The 15617-nt window shown below is 61.5% G+C and carries 14 protein-coding genes; 2 read left to right on the forward strand and 12 right to left on the reverse strand.

Translation table 11 applies throughout. The annotated features are described in order from the left end of the window. Positions 1-19: 19 nt before the first annotated feature. From ABNP46_RS10965 to ABNP46_RS10990, 6 genes are read right to left on the reverse strand one after another with little or no spacing between them, the layout of a single operon-like run. Positions 20-424, reverse strand: a complete 405-nt coding sequence (locus tag ABNP46_RS10965) for a hypothetical protein (RefSeq protein ID WP_349917696.1) — start codon at positions 422-424, stop codon at positions 20-22. A 2-nt stretch (positions 425-426) separates the two neighbouring features. Then, the gene (locus ABNP46_RS10970) at positions 427-1575 is read right to left on the reverse strand and encodes a hypothetical protein (RefSeq protein ID WP_349917699.1); all 1149 of its coding nucleotides are present in this window, start codon (positions 1573-1575) and stop codon (positions 427-429) included. Between the two features lie 3 nt (positions 1576-1578). Then, entirely contained in the window at positions 1579-2787 is a 1209-nt protein-coding gene (locus ABNP46_RS10975; RefSeq protein WP_349917702.1) for a hypothetical protein, read from the reverse strand. Between the two features lie 49 nt (positions 2788-2836). Beyond that, positions 2837-6454, reverse strand: coding sequence for a curculin (mannose-binding) lectin protein (locus ABNP46_RS10980; protein ID WP_349917705.1), 3618 nt, complete (start codon positions 6452-6454; stop codon positions 2837-2839). Then, on the reverse strand, positions 6454-6819 hold the full coding sequence (locus ABNP46_RS10985) for a hypothetical protein (protein ID WP_349917708.1): 366 nt from the start codon (positions 6817-6819) through the stop codon (positions 6454-6456). The genes ABNP46_RS10980 and ABNP46_RS10985 overlap by 1 nt, the downstream gene beginning before the upstream one ends. After that, on the reverse strand, positions 6816-9653 hold the full coding sequence (locus tag ABNP46_RS10990) for a tape measure protein (protein ID WP_349917710.1): 2838 nt from the start codon (positions 9651-9653) through the stop codon (positions 6816-6818). Before ABNP46_RS10990 ends, ABNP46_RS10985 begins: the two co-directional genes overlap by 4 nt. Before the next feature lie 171 nt (positions 9654-9824). Between ABNP46_RS10990 and ABNP46_RS10995 the strand changes: the two genes are divergently transcribed. Together ABNP46_RS10995 and ABNP46_RS11000 are read left to right on the forward strand one after the other, a co-directional pair. Continuing rightward, entirely contained in the window at positions 9825-10667 is an 843-nt protein-coding gene (locus ABNP46_RS10995) for a hypothetical protein (RefSeq protein ID WP_349917713.1), read from the forward strand. A 57-nt stretch (positions 10668-10724) separates the two neighbouring features. Further along, entirely contained in the window at positions 10725-11342 is a 618-nt protein-coding gene (locus ABNP46_RS11000) for a hypothetical protein (protein WP_349917714.1), read from the forward strand. Between the two features lie 79 nt (positions 11343-11421). On the opposite strand, the gene ABNP46_RS11005 is transcribed toward ABNP46_RS11000, so the two are convergent. The 6 genes from ABNP46_RS11005 to ABNP46_RS11030 form a co-directional block, all read right to left on the reverse strand. Then, positions 11422-12171: a hypothetical protein gene (locus tag ABNP46_RS11005; RefSeq protein ID WP_349917716.1), complete on the reverse strand. Its 750-nt coding sequence runs from the start codon at positions 12169-12171 to the stop codon at positions 11422-11424. After that, the gene (locus ABNP46_RS11010; protein ID WP_349917718.1) at positions 12171-12599 is read right to left on the reverse strand and encodes a phage tail terminator protein; all 429 of its coding nucleotides are present in this window, start codon (positions 12597-12599) and stop codon (positions 12171-12173) included. Before ABNP46_RS11010 ends, ABNP46_RS11005 begins: the two co-directional genes overlap by 1 nt. Then, positions 12596-13012: a gp436 family protein gene (locus ABNP46_RS11015; RefSeq protein ID WP_242798537.1), complete on the reverse strand. Its 417-nt coding sequence runs from the start codon at positions 13010-13012 to the stop codon at positions 12596-12598. Before ABNP46_RS11015 ends, ABNP46_RS11010 begins: the two co-directional genes overlap by 4 nt. Beyond that, positions 13009-13329 carry an HI1506-related protein gene (locus ABNP46_RS11020; protein WP_349917721.1) on the reverse strand — a complete coding sequence of 107 codons (321 nt, stop codon included), beginning with the start codon at positions 13327-13329 and terminating at the stop codon, positions 13009-13011. Before ABNP46_RS11020 ends, ABNP46_RS11015 begins: the two co-directional genes overlap by 4 nt. A 130-nt stretch (positions 13330-13459) precedes the next feature. Continuing rightward, complete coding sequence (locus ABNP46_RS11025; RefSeq protein ID WP_349917722.1) at positions 13460-14368, reverse strand: Mu-like prophage major head subunit gpT family protein; 909 nt, start codon at positions 14366-14368, stop codon at positions 13460-13462. Positions 14369-14426: 58 nt separating this feature from the next. Further along, positions 14427-15569 (reverse strand): phage protease, encoded by a 1143-nt coding sequence (locus tag ABNP46_RS11030; RefSeq protein ID WP_349917724.1) that lies wholly within the window; start codon positions 15567-15569, stop codon positions 14427-14429. Between the last annotated feature and the right edge of the window lie 48 nt (positions 15570-15617).

The following is a 15617-nucleotide window of genomic DNA, read 5'->3' on the forward strand; positions in this document are numbered from 1 at the left end:
GCTCCCGTCAATGGGTGGATCAGGGTTCAGTCACGGTGGGGCTGTTGATGCGGATATAGGCGCCCTGGTACACCTCCAGCACCGGGATCTCCAGATCCGCGCCGCTGTCCGGCAGTCCCACATCCAGATCCGCTACAAAGGCGCCGTCCCGGTTAGATAAGCGCCCCCAGGTGATGGTCCCGTTCCCGGTCACCATGGCCTCGGCGATGGCCTTCAAGGTCAGCACCCCGCCGGTCACCGACTGGGCGCAGGGGTTGGCAAGCGGCAGGGTGATCAGCAGCGGCTGACCGCTGATATTGTCCCCGCTGCCCGGGCGGGTACCCCCATACAGCTTGAGGGTGGCGGCGCCGGCCGAGCCGGCGTCAATGGCATCGGCCAGCAACTGGGCGCGGGCCGTGCGCAGGGCGTTGGCAAAGGTCAGCATGGTTAACCTCCGGTCAGGCCTACCCCCTCACCGGGGGCATAGGCGGTGGGCAGCTGGTAGTCGGCCGCTACCGCGTTGTAATCGGCTGGGCTGAATGCCGGTTCATCCTGAGCAACCAGCATGTAACGACGGTTCAGCCAGAGCAGATCGAACCGGTACTTGCCGTCAGAGGCTCGGCTGTAAGTTTCCCCTTCCAAATTGCCCGCCTGGTCGAAGCAGAGCACCCGGCGGCGCACCCCGATCCCGCTGATGGTCACAGTGCTCTCGATATAGCCCTGCAGGGCGTTTTGCACCCCATCCCGGATCCACTGCATGGAGTAACCGGCACACAGCATGGTGGCTTTCACCTTGTTGCTGAACACTGGCCCTGAGTAGACTGCACCAGGACTGCCTCGCCAAGCCACATCCTGCGGCTGGAACGCGCTGCGGGATTCCTGGTTGGCGGGGATCGGTTTGATGGGTTGGAGCTTGAACTCATAGGGATTGGCAAACATATCTGCCCGGGCTTTGCGCTCTGCGGCCGACAGCTCACGGTTATAGAACGCCACATGGGCCAAAAAGGCAGAGGTATTAGCACTGCCGCCTCGGGAAAACAGATGGATAGGCAGGGTGCCCTGATTACCCTGGGTGCCGTTGCCAGTGGCACTGCTTCCCTCCAGTAGCACCTGACCATTCCAGTAAATCTTGGTTATCCCCAAAACGCTGGTAAAGACCAAATGCCCGAGAAAGGCAGGGCCTGCGCGGCCATTGGCTGCTTGAGTTGATGCTCCCAACGCGAATTGATAGGAGGGCACTGGCATACCTAGTCCAGAACCCACACTTTGCAACGACCAGTTCTGGTTATCACCGCCCCGCTCTGCAATCACCAGATTGGCATTTTCGCTATGGCTGATGATGCACTCCATGGTGAAGGTGCGCCCCTTGTACTCGGCCCGGTCAGGGATGGCAACCAAGGGTGAACTGATACCCTGTGTCATCAAAATATCCATACCAGCCACGGTGTTCAGAGCCTGGCGAAAGGTGCCGCTCTGGCTGCCGTGATTGGCATAAGGGGAAATGTCGGTTCCCAAACTGGCGGGCGTATCCAGGGGGTAATACCCCACAGGATTGCTGGCCAAGATCAGATCCCGCAGCGCTTGATCACTTGCCATGGCTTACCTCCAGGGGCCGGTCAGATCGAAGCCAACCAAGCTGCGGTAATCACCGCCAAAAATACTCAGGTTGTAAATAGGCCTGATAAAGCGAACAGTCTTGCCCGGCATGGCGGGCAGGTTGGCAAAGTTCTTACGATCCCACGCAACCACATCCCCGAATGGAGCGATGAGACCGGGGAGGTAGCCACGAAGATGGTTACCGGTTTCTATGATCATGACCGGATCCGCACTCATGTAGAACGCGTTATCTGGCCCATTGGGAACGTTCAGACCCTGACCAAAGCGGGTAAACACCCCTCTGGTAGACCACCCCGTAGTGCCAAACAACTGGGTGTATGGCCTCGCTAACGCCTTGTTGCTGCCTTCGCTGAACGTGGTCAGGGTGGTCCCCAAGTAGTTGACGTTTGCCCCTGTATCGCGCTGTGACCAAGTGTGGCTGTTGTCGTTGGTGGTGGTTACGTTGTAGTGACAGAGGACGGCATGGTAGCGATCACCAGGACGAACCGACTTGAGGTAGCCAAAGCAGTAGATGGCCGGATAACTGACGACACTGATGGCTTGCACCCAATAGAACAACTGGCTATCACCGATAAAATCCCATGTCTTGTTGCTATAGCGTTGGGTGGCTGGCCAGCGATGTTCGTAGATCAGGGTGTAGGTGTTGATATCCACCACATCCTCGACCATCTGCACCTTGGCAAGGTACTGGTTACTGCCATAGCCATTTGTGCCGGTCCAGCCAGAAAACGCCGTGTTGTCGATGCGCAGGCTGACGTTGCCAGAAGCCGAGACGTCCGTGGGACGATAGATCGCCACCTTGCCATCGCTGCTCTCGTGGGTCTGGGTCCAGCCGAGCGGGGCCACCTTCATGGTCATGGTGCCGCTGGCCGCGCTGCCTGGGTTGCCACCGTCCAGTTCGATCCAGACCTCGGTGGTGCTCACCTTCTTAACCCTGTGCTCGCCGTTATAGGCGGCCGGGCTGGCCCCGCTCACCTCGACCACCGAATCCGGCAGGTAGGCGTGGCCGGCGGCGATGGTGGCCTTGGCGGCCCCCTCGGTGGCGTCCCATACCAGGCTGTTGAGGGTGAGGGTACCAAAGCCGGTCACCAGCACTGCCTTGAGCAGCGCAGTCAGGGCACCGTCGGCGGTGTCGCCGAGGCTGGGGGCGCCTTGCATCTGGCTCGCATACCATTTCACGGGATAGGCCATGGTGATCTCCTGTTGATTCAATGTGGGTGGGGCAATCTGCCCCACCCGGTTAGCGGTTCACGTTGCCCCGCAGCTGGATCTCGAACTTGTCCGACTCCTGGGCCGCAACCGACTGCAGGATGGTGCGGATAAACCACACCGGATAGTTCGCCGCCTTGGTGGTGAACCGCAGCACATTGGCGGCCGCCCAGCCTGAGCCCCAGCCCCGCTTGTCCAGCCGGAAGTAAGGCTGGCCGTTGTTGGGGTTGATGGGGGCAAAGTCGGTGTTTACATCGCCGAGGGCTATCTGGCCCACATGCTCCCCGACCAGCACAAAGGAGGTGCTGGACTGGAAGATGATCGCCCAACGCTCCTCGATGGTGGCCCGGTTGGTCACCTGCAGAGGAAAGTCGGTATCGTTGAACGTCGGGCTCGCCGCATCGCCGATCAGGGTGTCGCTCCAGACGTTGGTCCAGGTTTTCTGGTCGAACAGCCCGGTGTAGCGCGTCCACAGATCCCCGATGATGAGCGCGCTCGACACATGGGTATCCGCCGCGCTGTAGGCGTGAGAGAGCGGTCTGGCCAGGGTCAGCCGGCCCGAGATCTCCACGTCCGTCACCAGGCTCATGTCCTCGATGCGATGCACCACCGCCAGCGGCTCCACGTACCCGGTTAAGGAGAGGGGGCTGGCCATGGTCACCACCCCGCTGTCGAGGTTCACGCTGTAGAGGTTCGCGGCCAGCAGCTTGCCGTCGTGATCCTCCACATGGGCGTAAGCCAGTCGGGTGCGTCCGGTGTTGAGGGTCTGCCCCGCCACCACCCCGAGCGGGAAGGCGCTTTTCAGGGTGCTGTGTACCACCACCACGTTGCCCTTGCGGATGAAGGGCACCCGCCCGTCTGACGGCAACCGCACCGGGTCCAGCCCGATCTGGTCTGCATCGAGCGGCAGATAGGAATAGACCACGCAGTTAAAGCGGATGGAGTCCGCCACCGCGCTGATGGGCCTCCAGATCTTGCCGTTCGCGTCCACCTGTTCGGCGTCATACCAGGGCTGGCTCTCGTTGCCCGCCGCCGTGATGAGCCGCCCAAAGCGGATGCTGACGATGCCGGTCTGGTGATCCACCTGGCCGTCCATGTCCACCGTGGTAAAGAAGCCATCCCCGTCCGCCGTCGCCTCGATGCGCCGGCCGGTGGCGGTGTTGGCCGCAATGTAGAGACTGCCCGGCGCCAGTGGCGCCCCCGGGGTGCGGAAGGTCACCCGGTCCACCGACTGGGCGGTGAACGAGGTGGCCAGACTCAGCAGCACCGGCTGGGCAGTCGCCCCGGCCGCCCAGTCAGACAGGGTGCCCACGCCGTTGCTGTAGTCGAGCGTTCCCGCCTGGATGCCGCTGCCGGTCGCCGGATCCGGGTCGCGGTAGAGCAGCCCCTGCCGGTCCACGTAAGTAGAGCCGCCGAGGGTGAAGCGGGCCGAGCCCTCCAGGATCGCCTCGGCAAAGCCGGGGGTGACGTCGATCTGCAGCGCGTTGGTGGTCAGGGTGGCATTGATGGCCTGGGCGCTGTTGTTGTTGCGGTAGGTCACATCCACCCAGCCGTTTTCCCCATCGGGGAAGGTGTAGGCGGTAGTGATGTAGTCGATACCCAGCATGGCCCAGCGCTTGGTTTCAATGAGCTGGTTACCCACCCACTGGCTGCCCACCGTGACCCAGCCATAACGGGGACGCGGCAAGGGGGCCGTGCCGTCCGGCATAAAGTGCAGGGTACCGGCGGCATAGTTGATGGCCCCGAGTGTCACCCCGCTGGCATCCTTGAGGTTGCCCAGGCCATCGTCCTGCAGCGTGATGATCGGATCCTTGGTCTCGATCACCAGCTGCTCCTCCACCGCATCAAACTTGTGATAGAGAGCGTTGAACTTGACCCGCACCGAACCCGGGGTGAGGTTGAGCGCCCCGCCACCGTCCCCGTCCAGGGTGATGGAGAGGTGCCCCACCTGGCCGGGGGTGCTCAGGCGCCCCGGTTCGATATGGCGCTCGGTCACCGGTTCCCCGTACTGGTAAGCCGCCGTGAACTGTGCTCCCAGCGCCGGCAAGGTCACATGGTCCAGCTCGATCTCGCCGGTGGCGTAGTTGATGCGCCCGACGATATCCCCGGCGATGGTGCCGTTACCGGCGGTGTCGTTGGCGGTCTTGTTGCCCCCCCAGGTCAGCACCAGGCTCTTGGGGGTAACGCCGGTGTGGGGCAGTTGCCAGCGACTCTTGCCGATGGAGATCGCCTGGCCAGAGCGGTTGGTGTAGTTCACCGGGGTACCCCAGCTGAACATAATCGCCGTGTTCACATCCGGCAGTGCGCCAAGGGTCAACAGCACAGAGCCGGTGGCATAGTTGAGGGTGGCCGAGCCGTAGCTGCTATCCATCCCCTTGCACTCGCCCCGGCCGTTGTCCTTCAAGTCGTACCATTTGCCCTGAGCCATAAAGCTGATGGTGAGCGTCCCCGGTGCCGGGGTCGGCTGCAGGGTGGTCACGTAGGCATAGCCCCGGTTGTTGGCCTTGATGGGGATCTGGGCCGTATCGGCGATCCGCGCCGGACTGGTCGCCGGCCAGAACACCACGCTCTTGCTTGCGGTGCCGTAGTTAGGGCACTGATTGTTGAAGTCCAGCCGCCCCCGGCCGTAGTCGATGGCACCGATCACCGAGCCCCCCAGCACCAGCTCGCCGCCCCGGTCGGTGATGACGGCGGCACCGATGGTGACCGACACGCTGCCCGGCTTGGCGCCGGTACCGAGAAACAGGCTCTTGCTGGGTGCAATGCTGGCCACCGTGCTCAGGGTGACGCTTTGGCGACCCGAGTCCACCAGGGCGGCCAGCTCCCCGGCAGCGGTCAAATCCACTGCCGGGGTTTCGCTGCGCGCCGCCGGCACCAGCTGGGTAAAAATGGTGTTGGCCTTCACCTGCATAGCCCCGAAGGCCGCATTCTCGGCCAGCCCGGTGGTGGCGAAATATTGCGAACCATCGGCCACCACCGTCTCGCGCAGGGCGGTCTTGGGGTTGGTGATGGTGTCATAGGGGGTAGGCTGTTCCCCCTCGAAGGTGTAGCGCAGGGGGTCGGCCAGCTCGCAGGTCACCACCAGGCGCTCGAACTCGTTGCCGTAGCCGGCGATGAGGAACTTGCGCAGCTGGGTGCTGACCGACAGCACCCGCACATACTGCTCGGTTTCGGTCGACTTGGCCTCGTCCCCCACCAGACACAGCACCTCACCGATCTCGGGGATGCGCAGCTCTTTGCGCTGGAAGAAGCGGATCGCCCGCTGCCCTTCCAGCTGGGTGTCGTAGAGGAAGCCCTGCCACTTGGGACCACGGGCCAGATAGCGCTCGACCCGATCCCGGGCCGCGTCACGGGTGTCGTGGTGGTCCTTGGTAGTCATCATGCACAGGCCGACGTTGGGATCGGTCGGCGGCAGCAGCACGGTGACGTTGGCCCCGAAATAGGTGTCTGTGTTGTCGGTCTGGACGGCCAGGAACCCCTTGCGCAGGTTCACCACCCCATAGGCCCGGTCCAGATCCGAAATGTCGGGGAACATGGCGTTATGCTCGCCACTCAGGATCTCGTGGCCGGTGAGGCGACCCCCGCCGTCCGTGGTGTCAGTCATGCGCTGACTGGCCATCAGCTTGATATCGCCCGCGAGAATGGTCATCAGCTTACCTCGGTCAGGTTAAGGGTCAGGGCATAGGGGGAGCCCGCCTCGGGGTCCGCCATCTCGATAAGGGGGGTAGCCACCACCCCGGGCCGCCGCCAAATCACGGTGCGCCCTACCCCATCAAGCAGAGTCAAGGTCAGGGTCTGGGCCACCTGTGCCTCCAGCTCCTTGAGCGCGAGCACGGTGGCGCGGCTGCAGTGGCCCACCAGGGTAAGGGGGCGGCCTTCGGGTCTGGCGGTCTCCTCCACCAGGAGCGCACCGGAGAGAGTTGGCGTCACCACCTGCTCGACCGGCGCCCAGTCGAACTCGTCCCGCCAGACGAGATCGTCGGGCAGCAGCACGCTGTTTAAGGTCACGTTCATGAGCGCAATCCCTGCTGTTTAAGAAGGCGGATAAAGGCCTGCGCGTTGGCCTCGTCGGCCTGCACCTCGGCCCGGGCACCGTTCGATGCGCGCAGCTCGATGATGATCCGCTCGGGTTGACCCGGGGTTTGATGGCCTAGTGACGTGGTAGGCGAACTCGGCCCTGACACCGATGGGCTGGCGGCTTGTGCCTTCTCGGCCTCCTTGGCCTGGGCCTTGCTGAGCTCCGCCTTGAGCTGGGCGCGCATGGCTTCCATCTCTTTCTGGAACTTCTCGCCGTAATACTTGCTCCACTCGCTGTAGGCGGGAATGTCTTTGACCTTCTGGCTGTAACGGGCCAGTTCCTCTTCCACCCCTGCCAAGGTGTTGGCCAGCGCATCGGCATTGCCGCGCAGCCCGTTGATATCCACGCTCTTGTAGAAGAAACCGCCCACCGTCTCGGTGCGGGTGCTGCCACGCCCACCCGCACCACTGCCTCCGGCAGAGGCCACAGCTGATCCGGTCTGGTCGGCCTGGTCTTTGACACCCTGCAGACCGGAGCGCATGGCATCGGTCGCGCTCCTGGCCTTGGCGGCCGCCTCATCGAAGCCATCGCCGATGGCGGCCACGGCTTGCTTGGCCTCCCCACTCCCCCCCTTCACCTTGTCCATGGCCGCGGCGGCAATGGATATGGAGCGGGCCAGCGCCTCACCGGTGATCTTGCCCTGGGCGGCCAACTGCTTCTGGCGCTCGATCACCGCGTCGATCTCGGCCTTGGTCTTGGCGCTGTTGTAGGCGCTGGCCAGCGCCTCCTCGATGGCGGCGCTGCTGGCACCGGTGTGCTGCACCAGCACATCCAGGGCGCCGAGGGTCTTCTGAAAGCCGGCCCCGATGCGGCCATTGGCCCGCTCGAAGTCCAGCCCCAGCTCATCGAATGCCTTGGCGAGCGCGGCGGGCCCCTCGGCCGCCGTCTTCTTGGCCACGGCGTTGATCTCGTCCAGATAGTCACGGGTCTGCTTGACCTCGGTACCGAGCTCCTGGACGGCTGCCGCCCCTTGGCGCCAGCTGCCGGTGGCCTCGTCGTAATGCACCTTGCCATCACGAACGGCTCGATCCAGGTCTTCCACGCTGGTGATGGCGATCCCGAGCTCGGCCGACAGCGCCGCCAGTTGGCCATTGAGCTGGGCCTGGGTCTGTGAGCGCAGGGCTTGGGAGTCCCGCAGGGCCAGTTCGGCCTGCATCCACTCTTTGAGGGCCGCGCTCATGCGGATGATCTGGCTCACCGCCTCCACCGTCACGGCGGCCAGCAGCCCCCTGATGGCCAGCCCCAACGCCCGCACCCCGATAGAGGCAGCAGCGGCGGCCGTGCCTGCCGTGGTCATGCCCCCCGCCGCCGTGGCGGTCGCGGCCGGCAGGGCGATGAACTGGCCATAGAGGCCGCGCAGATCGGCTATCCAGTTGGCGACCTTCAGGCCAAACCAGGCCTGGGCCATGATGACCAGCTCGGCGCGCCACTGGGCGGCGGTCTGGATAAAGGACTTGAGGGTTTCACCGAGCGAGACTATGCCGTCTGAGACGCGCTTGGCCCACGCCTGCAGGCGGCCATCCTTGGCCATCAGGTCGAACTCAGCGTTGAGCTGGGCCAGCTGATTCTTGAGCCAGTCCAGAGCGCCCGATTCGCTCACCATGTGGTAGAACTTGGCCAGGTTGTCCTGGGCGTTGGAAATCAGCCCGGACAGCAGGCCCATGTTGTTGGCGGCCGCGCCTCCCGATTGGGCCGCGATCTCGTTCATCAGCCCCTGGATGGTGTCGCGGCCGAGCTTGCCGGCTTCCGAGAGCTTCTGCAGCTCGGCGGTGTTCTTGCCGGTAACTTGTTCCAGCAGTTGCCAGACCGGCACCCCACGCTCGATCAACTGCAGGATCTCCTCCCCCTGCAGCTTCTGCTTGGCCCAGGCCTGACCGAGCGCCAGGGAGATGCCCTGCACCTCCTCGAAGCCGCCGCCCAGCTTGTAGGCCTGATCGACGATGCCCTGCATGGCGCCGTCCATGGGGTCGATGCCAAAGGCCTTGAGGCGCACGAAGACCTGGGTAACCTCGTCGAGCTGCAGCGGGGTGTTCTTGGCGAAGTCCTGGATCCATGCTGAGGCCTGCTTGCCCCCTTCGATGGAGCCCATCACCGCCTTGAGTTGCACGCTGAGCCGCTCGGCTTGATCGCCGGTCTGGAACATGGCCATCAGCTGGGTCGTCAGGGTCTGGATACCGAACCAGGTACCGGCCAGCGCCACCAAGCGACCGGTCAGGCTGCCGATGGCATCCTGGAAGCCGTTGGATTGCTGGCCACTCTGAGCCAAAGAGCGACCCAGCCGCTCGGTCTGGACCGCGCTCTCGCGAAGCTCTCGCTGCAGTCGGGTCTGCTCCTGAGCAAGGTTGCGGGTGTCCACCCCGGCTTGGGTGAGACCGGCGTGCAGACGGCTATGACTGGCAGACTGTGCGATCAGCTGGCGCTCCAGCTGCTTGACCTCGGAGGCCAGTAGCCGCTCCTGGTCGGTCAACTGACGGGCGCTACCTGCGGCCCCCTGCTGCTCGCGGCGCAGTTCGGTCAGGCGGTCACGGGAGAGGACAGTGGCCTGCTCCAGCTGGCTCAGGGCGCGGCCGCTGGCCTCGAACTGATTGATCAGCTCCTGCTGCTGGCTCAGGTTTTCCAAGGTAGTGGCAAGGCGTGCCGTTTCAGCAGCGGTCTCGTCAGAAAGGGGCCCCAGCTCCTGCACCTGCCCCGCCAGCGCGGCCAGATCCTCACGGCCGGTGACCTTGGCCGCCAGCTCCAGGGCTAGTTTTAAGGTGGAAGAGGTGGACATGGACATTTCCGAACAAGTAGGAGATGCCTCATGGTAAAGAGATGACAAAGTTGAGGGGTTTACGACAAATTACAGATACATGTCACAAGGAAGATAACTTTGCATGGCACAATCTGGAACCCAATGGCAAAATGTCGTCTGTATTTTTCAATTATATGAGCTTCTGGTGTTATGAAAGAAACGGTCTTGCGAAATCTCTGGTGGATTGCATTTGGGGTTGCTTTCATTTTACTCATTGACCATAGCTTAAAAATTGTAAATCTAACCGTTGATACGACTTCAATTCTCTTATTAGTCGTTATGCTTCTCAGCCCTTTCGTGGCCGCAGTTAAGAAAATAAAATTCGGGGACTTTGAAGCTGAAATAGATATTGATGAAATCCGCAAGATAAAATCGGAAACTGAAAAAACACTCAATGAAACCCAAGAGACTCGTGAAGAACAAGCTGAAATATATGCTACTAGTGATGCAATCAAGGCATTAGCAGAATCAGACCCAGTAATAGCTTTGGCAAAAATCCGCATTGAGCTTGAAAAAACCCTTGGGCAACTTGCTCGTTATAATTCGATTACCGTTAAAAACTTCTCGCTTGGAATTCTCGTAAACCAACTCACCAACCAAGAAATAATCAACCATGACATAGGAAAAGCATTACGAGAAGTTATTGCTTTATGCAACCGTGCAATTCATGGCGAAAGCATATCTGAAGAAGGTGCAAGAACAATTGTTGATGTGGGTATAAATTTACTCGAAGAATTGTATTGGCTTGCCAGAATGCAGGCATCTGGCGGAACTGTGGTTCTCGAAGAGATAATTACGCCCGAGCAGTCCAATGACTATTATTATAAAAAAAGGTATCGACTTACATCGATAACCCCATACGTTAAAAACCCCAAAAAGGTTGTGCGAGAATTAACTCAAGAACAGTTGGATGAAATCCTTCAAGGTTATGAAGAATATGCAGAGTTCATTGTGGAACTTGTTGAAATAAACAGCAAACAACCATCCGAATAGCAATGTATTTACATTGCGAACCCGGCTACAATGAACAAACACATAGGTTAACAAACAATGTTTAATTCATACATAAAATACGAACTAAAAGCCCATATGGCTATGAACCAAGTAGCAATTGTGTTTGATCTGGCTCGTTCTGCTGAAAAAATGTGTGAATGGAAAAATATAGGTAATGACAATGACGCTTGGCTTGAAGGGCCATTGATTGAAGCCCCTGCAAACAAAGTTAAAATTGATAGAAGTTTTCCTTACATTGTAAAAACAAGCATCGAATCTAGAGTTATTGCTGCAAGAGCAGATGTTGTTTTTAAACGTGAGCCAGAGAATGGTATGCGTAGGATAGATCTCCCTGAGGTTGATGGTTCCAGAGTGGCCCCCTACATTGCCAAGGCGGCGATAATTGAACAGTTCGAATTATTCAAGGAAATATGTGTTCTTTTCAAAGCCCCATTCAATATTAAGCAAGCAAAGACGTTCCGTGGCATTGTTGATGACACTCTTCTGGAGCGCTTAGTGGCTGCTGTTAAGAGACGAAATGAACTAACCCATCAGGATGAATGCCAACCACCAACTATGCGTGAAGCTGTAGAATATTTTTATGACATTACTGAACTTGCTGTGCGATTCGGGGAACTAGCAAGTGAAGGTGTTTTTGATAACAAATCCATGTGACAGATTCGTTTATGAGTAAGCATTGGCGATAGCTAAGAAAAAACGGCGGGTCTTCCCCGCCATTCTGCAATCCAGTGCCTTACACCGTTTCTGGTCGATCCACATAGAAGGGTGCAGTCTCGCCATCCAGGGCCAGCAGCTCCCCCTCCAGCTCGATCTCGATGGGCTTGTCGCTGAGGAAGTCCACCGCCTTCTTGGGGGCCAGCGAGGCACGCGGCACCGTCAGCACGATGGACTCCCCGCCGATCACGCTGCGTCCGTCCAGGGTCAGCTTCGCCTTTACCTCCGGCTGCACGTTGCCGGCGATGCGCGTGCCGGTGACGGCGTTATAGCTGGCGCTGACGGTCACGGGCCCGCCGTCTGCTACCACCCCCACCTTGGTGGCGCGCAGCAGCCCCAGGGCATAGTTGATCTCGAAGTCGGTACCCAGCACCAAGGGGGTGGTGCCCTCCTTCACCGCCAGGCCGGTGGCCGACAGATTGGTCTTGCCCAGGCTCACCCACTTGGGATGCGCCGGCAGCGTCACCGGCAGATCGGTGAGCGTCCCCGCGCCCTGGTTGATGGGGCTCTCCAGCCCCATAAAGGCGGCAGCCAGCAGCACCGGCGGGATCTCGCTGGTCTTGATGCTGACAGTGGCGGGCTTGGGTACGAAGTAGGTCTCGCGCGCCTGACCGAGCTTGCCCTTGCGCTTGCTCGGGATGCTGATCTTCTCGCTGTCCGGTTTGACCTCCAGGCTGTTGACGTCCACCGGGCCGATCACCCCGTTCGAGACGTTGTTGGTGAAGGTCTCGATATAGAGATCCCCTTCCAGGTGCAGTGTTTCGCTCATCATCGCTCTCCTTTGAATTTCACGGTCACGGTAAAGGCGAGCGGCAGATAGGCCACCCCGCCCTTGTAGCTCGGCCGGGCCGGGCTGGCCCCACGGCTGAACACGCTGTTCTCATAGGGCCGACCTGCCACGGCCTGCAGGATGCGTCCCATCCACACCCCGGCACTCGGCTGGTTTGGGGTGGCGCGATGCACCAGCAGCACCAGCCAGAGCTGCTCGAAGTAGCTCACCCGCCCAGACTGATTGCCCTCCTGCGGGCGCTCCCCCTGGTAGATGATGTGGATGGCCGGGTGGTGCTGGCCCAGGTTGGCCACCGCCTCCAGGTCGGTAGCCACAAACACCTCCTTGACTCCCTGCCCCTTGAGCGGCAGCAGCAACCCCTTGAGGGCTTCCCCTGCAGCCAGGTAGTCGAGTTCAGGCTCACTCATAGGAAGCCCCCACTGCCCCGCCCAAACACCCGGCCATCGGACTGCAGCTGGGCCAGGTTCTGGCTCTCCAACTGCTCACCGTCGGCCGCCAGCCCCAGCGCCAGCTCCCCCTTGCCCACCGATTTGAGGAAGGCCAGGGCCGCCTCGTTGCGTTTGGCGATCTGCTCCGGCGCCTGCTCGCCATAGAGGCGGTGGCGGGCGATATCGGCGCAGATGGGCACCAGGGCGCTTGGGACATGGGCCAGCGGCAACGGGTAGCGCCCCGCCAGGTAGCCGTCGATCAGCGCGCTGGCGTCACTCAGGGCGAGCGCAATGGCCGCACTGTCCAGCTCGCCGGCCGGGGTCATGGCGAGGCGCAGCAGCTCCGCCTCACCAAAGCGGGTCACCATGTCGCTGACGCTGGCGTAACTCATTTGCCCTTACCCTTGCCGCTATCGGGTTTGACGGCGGGCTCTACCGCCTCAGGGACCAGGCTTTCGGGGGCCTGACTCAGCTCGCCCAATGCTGCATCGTCCAGATCCCCCGCCGCCGGCGGTGCATCCGGCGCGGGCTTGGTATCCGCCACAGGCGCAGGCTCCTCCACCTCCACGGCCAAGCGGAAGACCGACAGACGCGGATCGCCTTCCAAAGCCGAGCACTGCTCATCCGAGACAACCAGCTCAGACTCGCCAGGTGCAATCGCCTGGCCCGCCCGGTGATAGCCCTGATGAAGTTTCGATATAACGAGCACTCGAATAGCCATCTCATGTTTCCCTCTATCTCGTTCAATCCAGGGGCCGGTTTAAACGGGGTTAAACGGTCAGACTGTGGCCGTTTAACCCCGCCGTAGCACCGGGCCCACGGGGTTACCGCCCTCGGCGTTACAGGTAATCCGCCACCACCAGTTCCAGCTTGCCCTTGAGCTCGTTGCTGGAGCTCTCGGAGAGCTCGCGCTCCAGCATCTGGGTGGCCAGCTTCTCCAAGGAGGGCGGCACCACCAACAGGGTCGGCTTAATGCCAAGCTGACGGCCACCATCCGCCTTGAATTCGCGCATCCTGGTAATCGCATCCCACAGGTTGTCGGGGGTCAGGGCGCGCTTGTTGGCGAACGCCAGTTGCCAGAAGCCGAAGCCGGCGGCATCCCGGCAATCCACCCCGTAGCGGAACTGCTTGGAGGTGAACACCGCCTCGTCATCGGCTTTGGTCATGGCGATGAGCTGTGGCGACTTGCGATCCTGGAAGATGATCGGCTTGAGGGCGCGACTGGTGTCGAGCAAGAACCAGGGCTCGCCGACATAGGCGCCATCCACCACCAGGTTGGCGGCCACCACGGCGGTGCCGGTGCCATCGGCCTTGGGGTAGACCGGGTGGTCGGTGTCGAAGAAGTACTGGCCGTCATAGCAGGGGCTGCTGAAGCCGGCGCCGAGCAGACCGAAACAGAGCTCGTCGGGATGCACCCCGGCCGAGCGTCCCATCTCGGCGAACAGAGGTGCGTAGATGCCCAGCTCGTCGTCCTCGATATCGTTGCGATCCACCCCCACCGTGGCCTCGAAGTCTTCGTTGACGATCTGGTAGCTGTGCGCCTTCATCGACTCGATCACCCGGTCTCCGATCCACTTGCGCAGGGTCGGGAACTTGCCGAGCCAGCCATAGGTGTTGGACTTGGTGGTCGATTTGATCACGGTGGCGATCTTGGTGTACTGAGTCGGCGCCTCCCCTTTCGCGTCTTCAAAGTTCTTCTTGAAGCCGGTGAAGAGGGCCTGCAGCAGCGCGGGTGTAACAATGGCCATGGTTTATTCCTTCTCTGGTTAAACAGAACTGCCTTCGCGTGAAACGGGAGGCGCTTGCCTAGGCTTTCGCCTTGGCAAAGTCCTCGTGGCTGATGCCGAGCTGGTCGGCGGCGTACTTGTCCTCGGCCGAGAGCACCGCATCGCCCTTCTTCTCCGGCAGGGTGACGGCGGCGGTCTGGCTGGCGGCGAGCGCCGCTATGGCCGGACGCGGGGCCAGCAGCGCCTTGAGGGCTGCCACCCCCTTCTGGGAGGCATAGGCGGTCAGGTACTCCTCCTCGGCCGCCACCACCTTGCCCTGGGTGCGAGCCTCCTTGATGAGGGTCGCGGCGTCGGTGGTGTCGACCTGGGCAGTCAGGGCTGCCACCTGGGTGACCAGGGCGTTATAGGTCGCCACCGGCACGTACTGAGCCAGGTCAATCTGACCACCCGGCTGCGCCTTGAGAGCAGCCAACGAGGCCTTTTCAGCCGAGAGCGCGGCCTCCAGCTCCGGCGCCTTCTTGGCACTGGCCTGCAGGCTGTCGAGCTCGGTGAGCGCCTTCTGCAGTTGCTCGTCGGTCGGGTCGCCGGTCAGCTCGATGCCGAGCTTGGCCAGCAGCTTTTTCAGCAGTTCATTCATGGAGTTCTCCTTCTGTGCCACATGGGCGGGGGTGGCCGGCTGGCCGGGTTGAACAGGGTGGGCACTCAAGGCCGCCAGCGCCTGCATGCCCACCACCCCGGGATCGTTGGTGATGGCGGTCATGCGCAGCTCCAGAGGGCGGCCCTGGGCGTCATAGGGGAAGACGGCTGAGAGGAAGCGGTATTCACCGGCCGCCACCAGGGCGGCGGCGCGATCGGTCCAGCGCGGTTTGATAAAGAGGCCCTGCCCCTCTCGCCACTCGATCTCGTCGGCGTTGTACCAGCCGGCCGCCGGGGCGGGCTGGCCGTTCTGGTCGGTCTTGAGGGTCTGATGGTCGTAGTCGATGAGGATGTCTTGCCCCTGCTCCCGCACCCGGTTAAGCAGGGTGGTGGCGATGGCCTTGTCGAGCTGCCAATGGCCGCCGGGCACATCGAAGGGGCGACCATCCCTGGCCTTGAAGGGGCCCATCGGCAGCAGTTGGTGCCAACCATCGGCGCCGGGATTCAGCGCAGCATCGAGCACTGCCAATCCCAGGACGGTGGGGCGGGCGGTCAGAATGGCCTGGGCAATGGCAAATTGGGGCATCACTCTCACTCCGGCGCTGGGCGCAAAACATCACTGCGGCCAGTGTCA

It is taken from the genome of Aeromonas veronii (assembly GCF_040215105.1).
Taxonomy (GTDB): Bacteria; Pseudomonadota; Gammaproteobacteria; order Enterobacterales; family Aeromonadaceae; genus Aeromonas; species Aeromonas veronii_G.

What these genes read in the sequence shown, in the direction of transcription:
- ABNP46_RS10995 (WP_349917713.1), top strand. Translation starts at nt 9,825, where the DNA reads ATGAAAGAAACGGTCTTGCGAAATCTCTGGTGGATTGCATTTGGGGTT.
- ABNP46_RS11025 (WP_349917722.1), bottom strand. Translation starts at nt 14,368, where the DNA reads ATGGCCATTGTTACACCCGCGCTGCTGCAGGCCCTCTTCACCGGCTTC.
- ABNP46_RS11030 (WP_349917724.1), bottom strand. Translation starts at nt 15,569, where the DNA reads ATGCCCCAATTTGCCATTGCCCAGGCCATTCTGACCGCCCGCCCCACC.
- ABNP46_RS10990 (WP_349917710.1), bottom strand. Translation starts at nt 9,653, where the DNA reads ATGTCCACCTCTTCCACCTTAAAACTAGCCCTGGAGCTGGCGGCCAAG.
- ABNP46_RS10980 (WP_349917705.1), bottom strand. Translation starts at nt 6,454, where the DNA reads ATGACCATTCTCGCGGGCGATATCAAGCTGATGGCCAGTCAGCGCATG.
- ABNP46_RS10965 (WP_349917696.1), bottom strand. Translation starts at nt 424, where the DNA reads ATGCTGACCTTTGCCAACGCCCTGCGCACGGCCCGCGCCCAGTTGCTG.
- ABNP46_RS10970 (WP_349917699.1), bottom strand. Translation starts at nt 1,575, where the DNA reads ATGGCAAGTGATCAAGCGCTGCGGGATCTGATCTTGGCCAGCAATCCT.
- ABNP46_RS11010 (WP_349917718.1), bottom strand. Translation starts at nt 12,599, where the DNA reads ATGAGTGAGCCTGAACTCGACTACCTGGCTGCAGGGGAAGCCCTCAAG.
- ABNP46_RS11000 (WP_349917714.1), top strand. Translation starts at nt 10,725, where the DNA reads ATGTTTAATTCATACATAAAATACGAACTAAAAGCCCATATGGCTATG.
- ABNP46_RS11015 (WP_242798537.1), bottom strand. Translation starts at nt 13,012, where the DNA reads ATGAGTTACGCCAGCGTCAGCGACATGGTGACCCGCTTTGGTGAGGCG.
- ABNP46_RS11005 (WP_349917716.1), bottom strand. Translation starts at nt 12,171, where the DNA reads ATGAGCGAAACACTGCACCTGGAAGGGGATCTCTATATCGAGACCTTC.
- ABNP46_RS10985 (WP_349917708.1), bottom strand. Translation starts at nt 6,819, where the DNA reads ATGAACGTGACCTTAAACAGCGTGCTGCTGCCCGACGATCTCGTCTGG.
- ABNP46_RS10975 (WP_349917702.1), bottom strand. Translation starts at nt 2,787, where the DNA reads ATGGCCTATCCCGTGAAATGGTATGCGAGCCAGATGCAAGGCGCCCCC.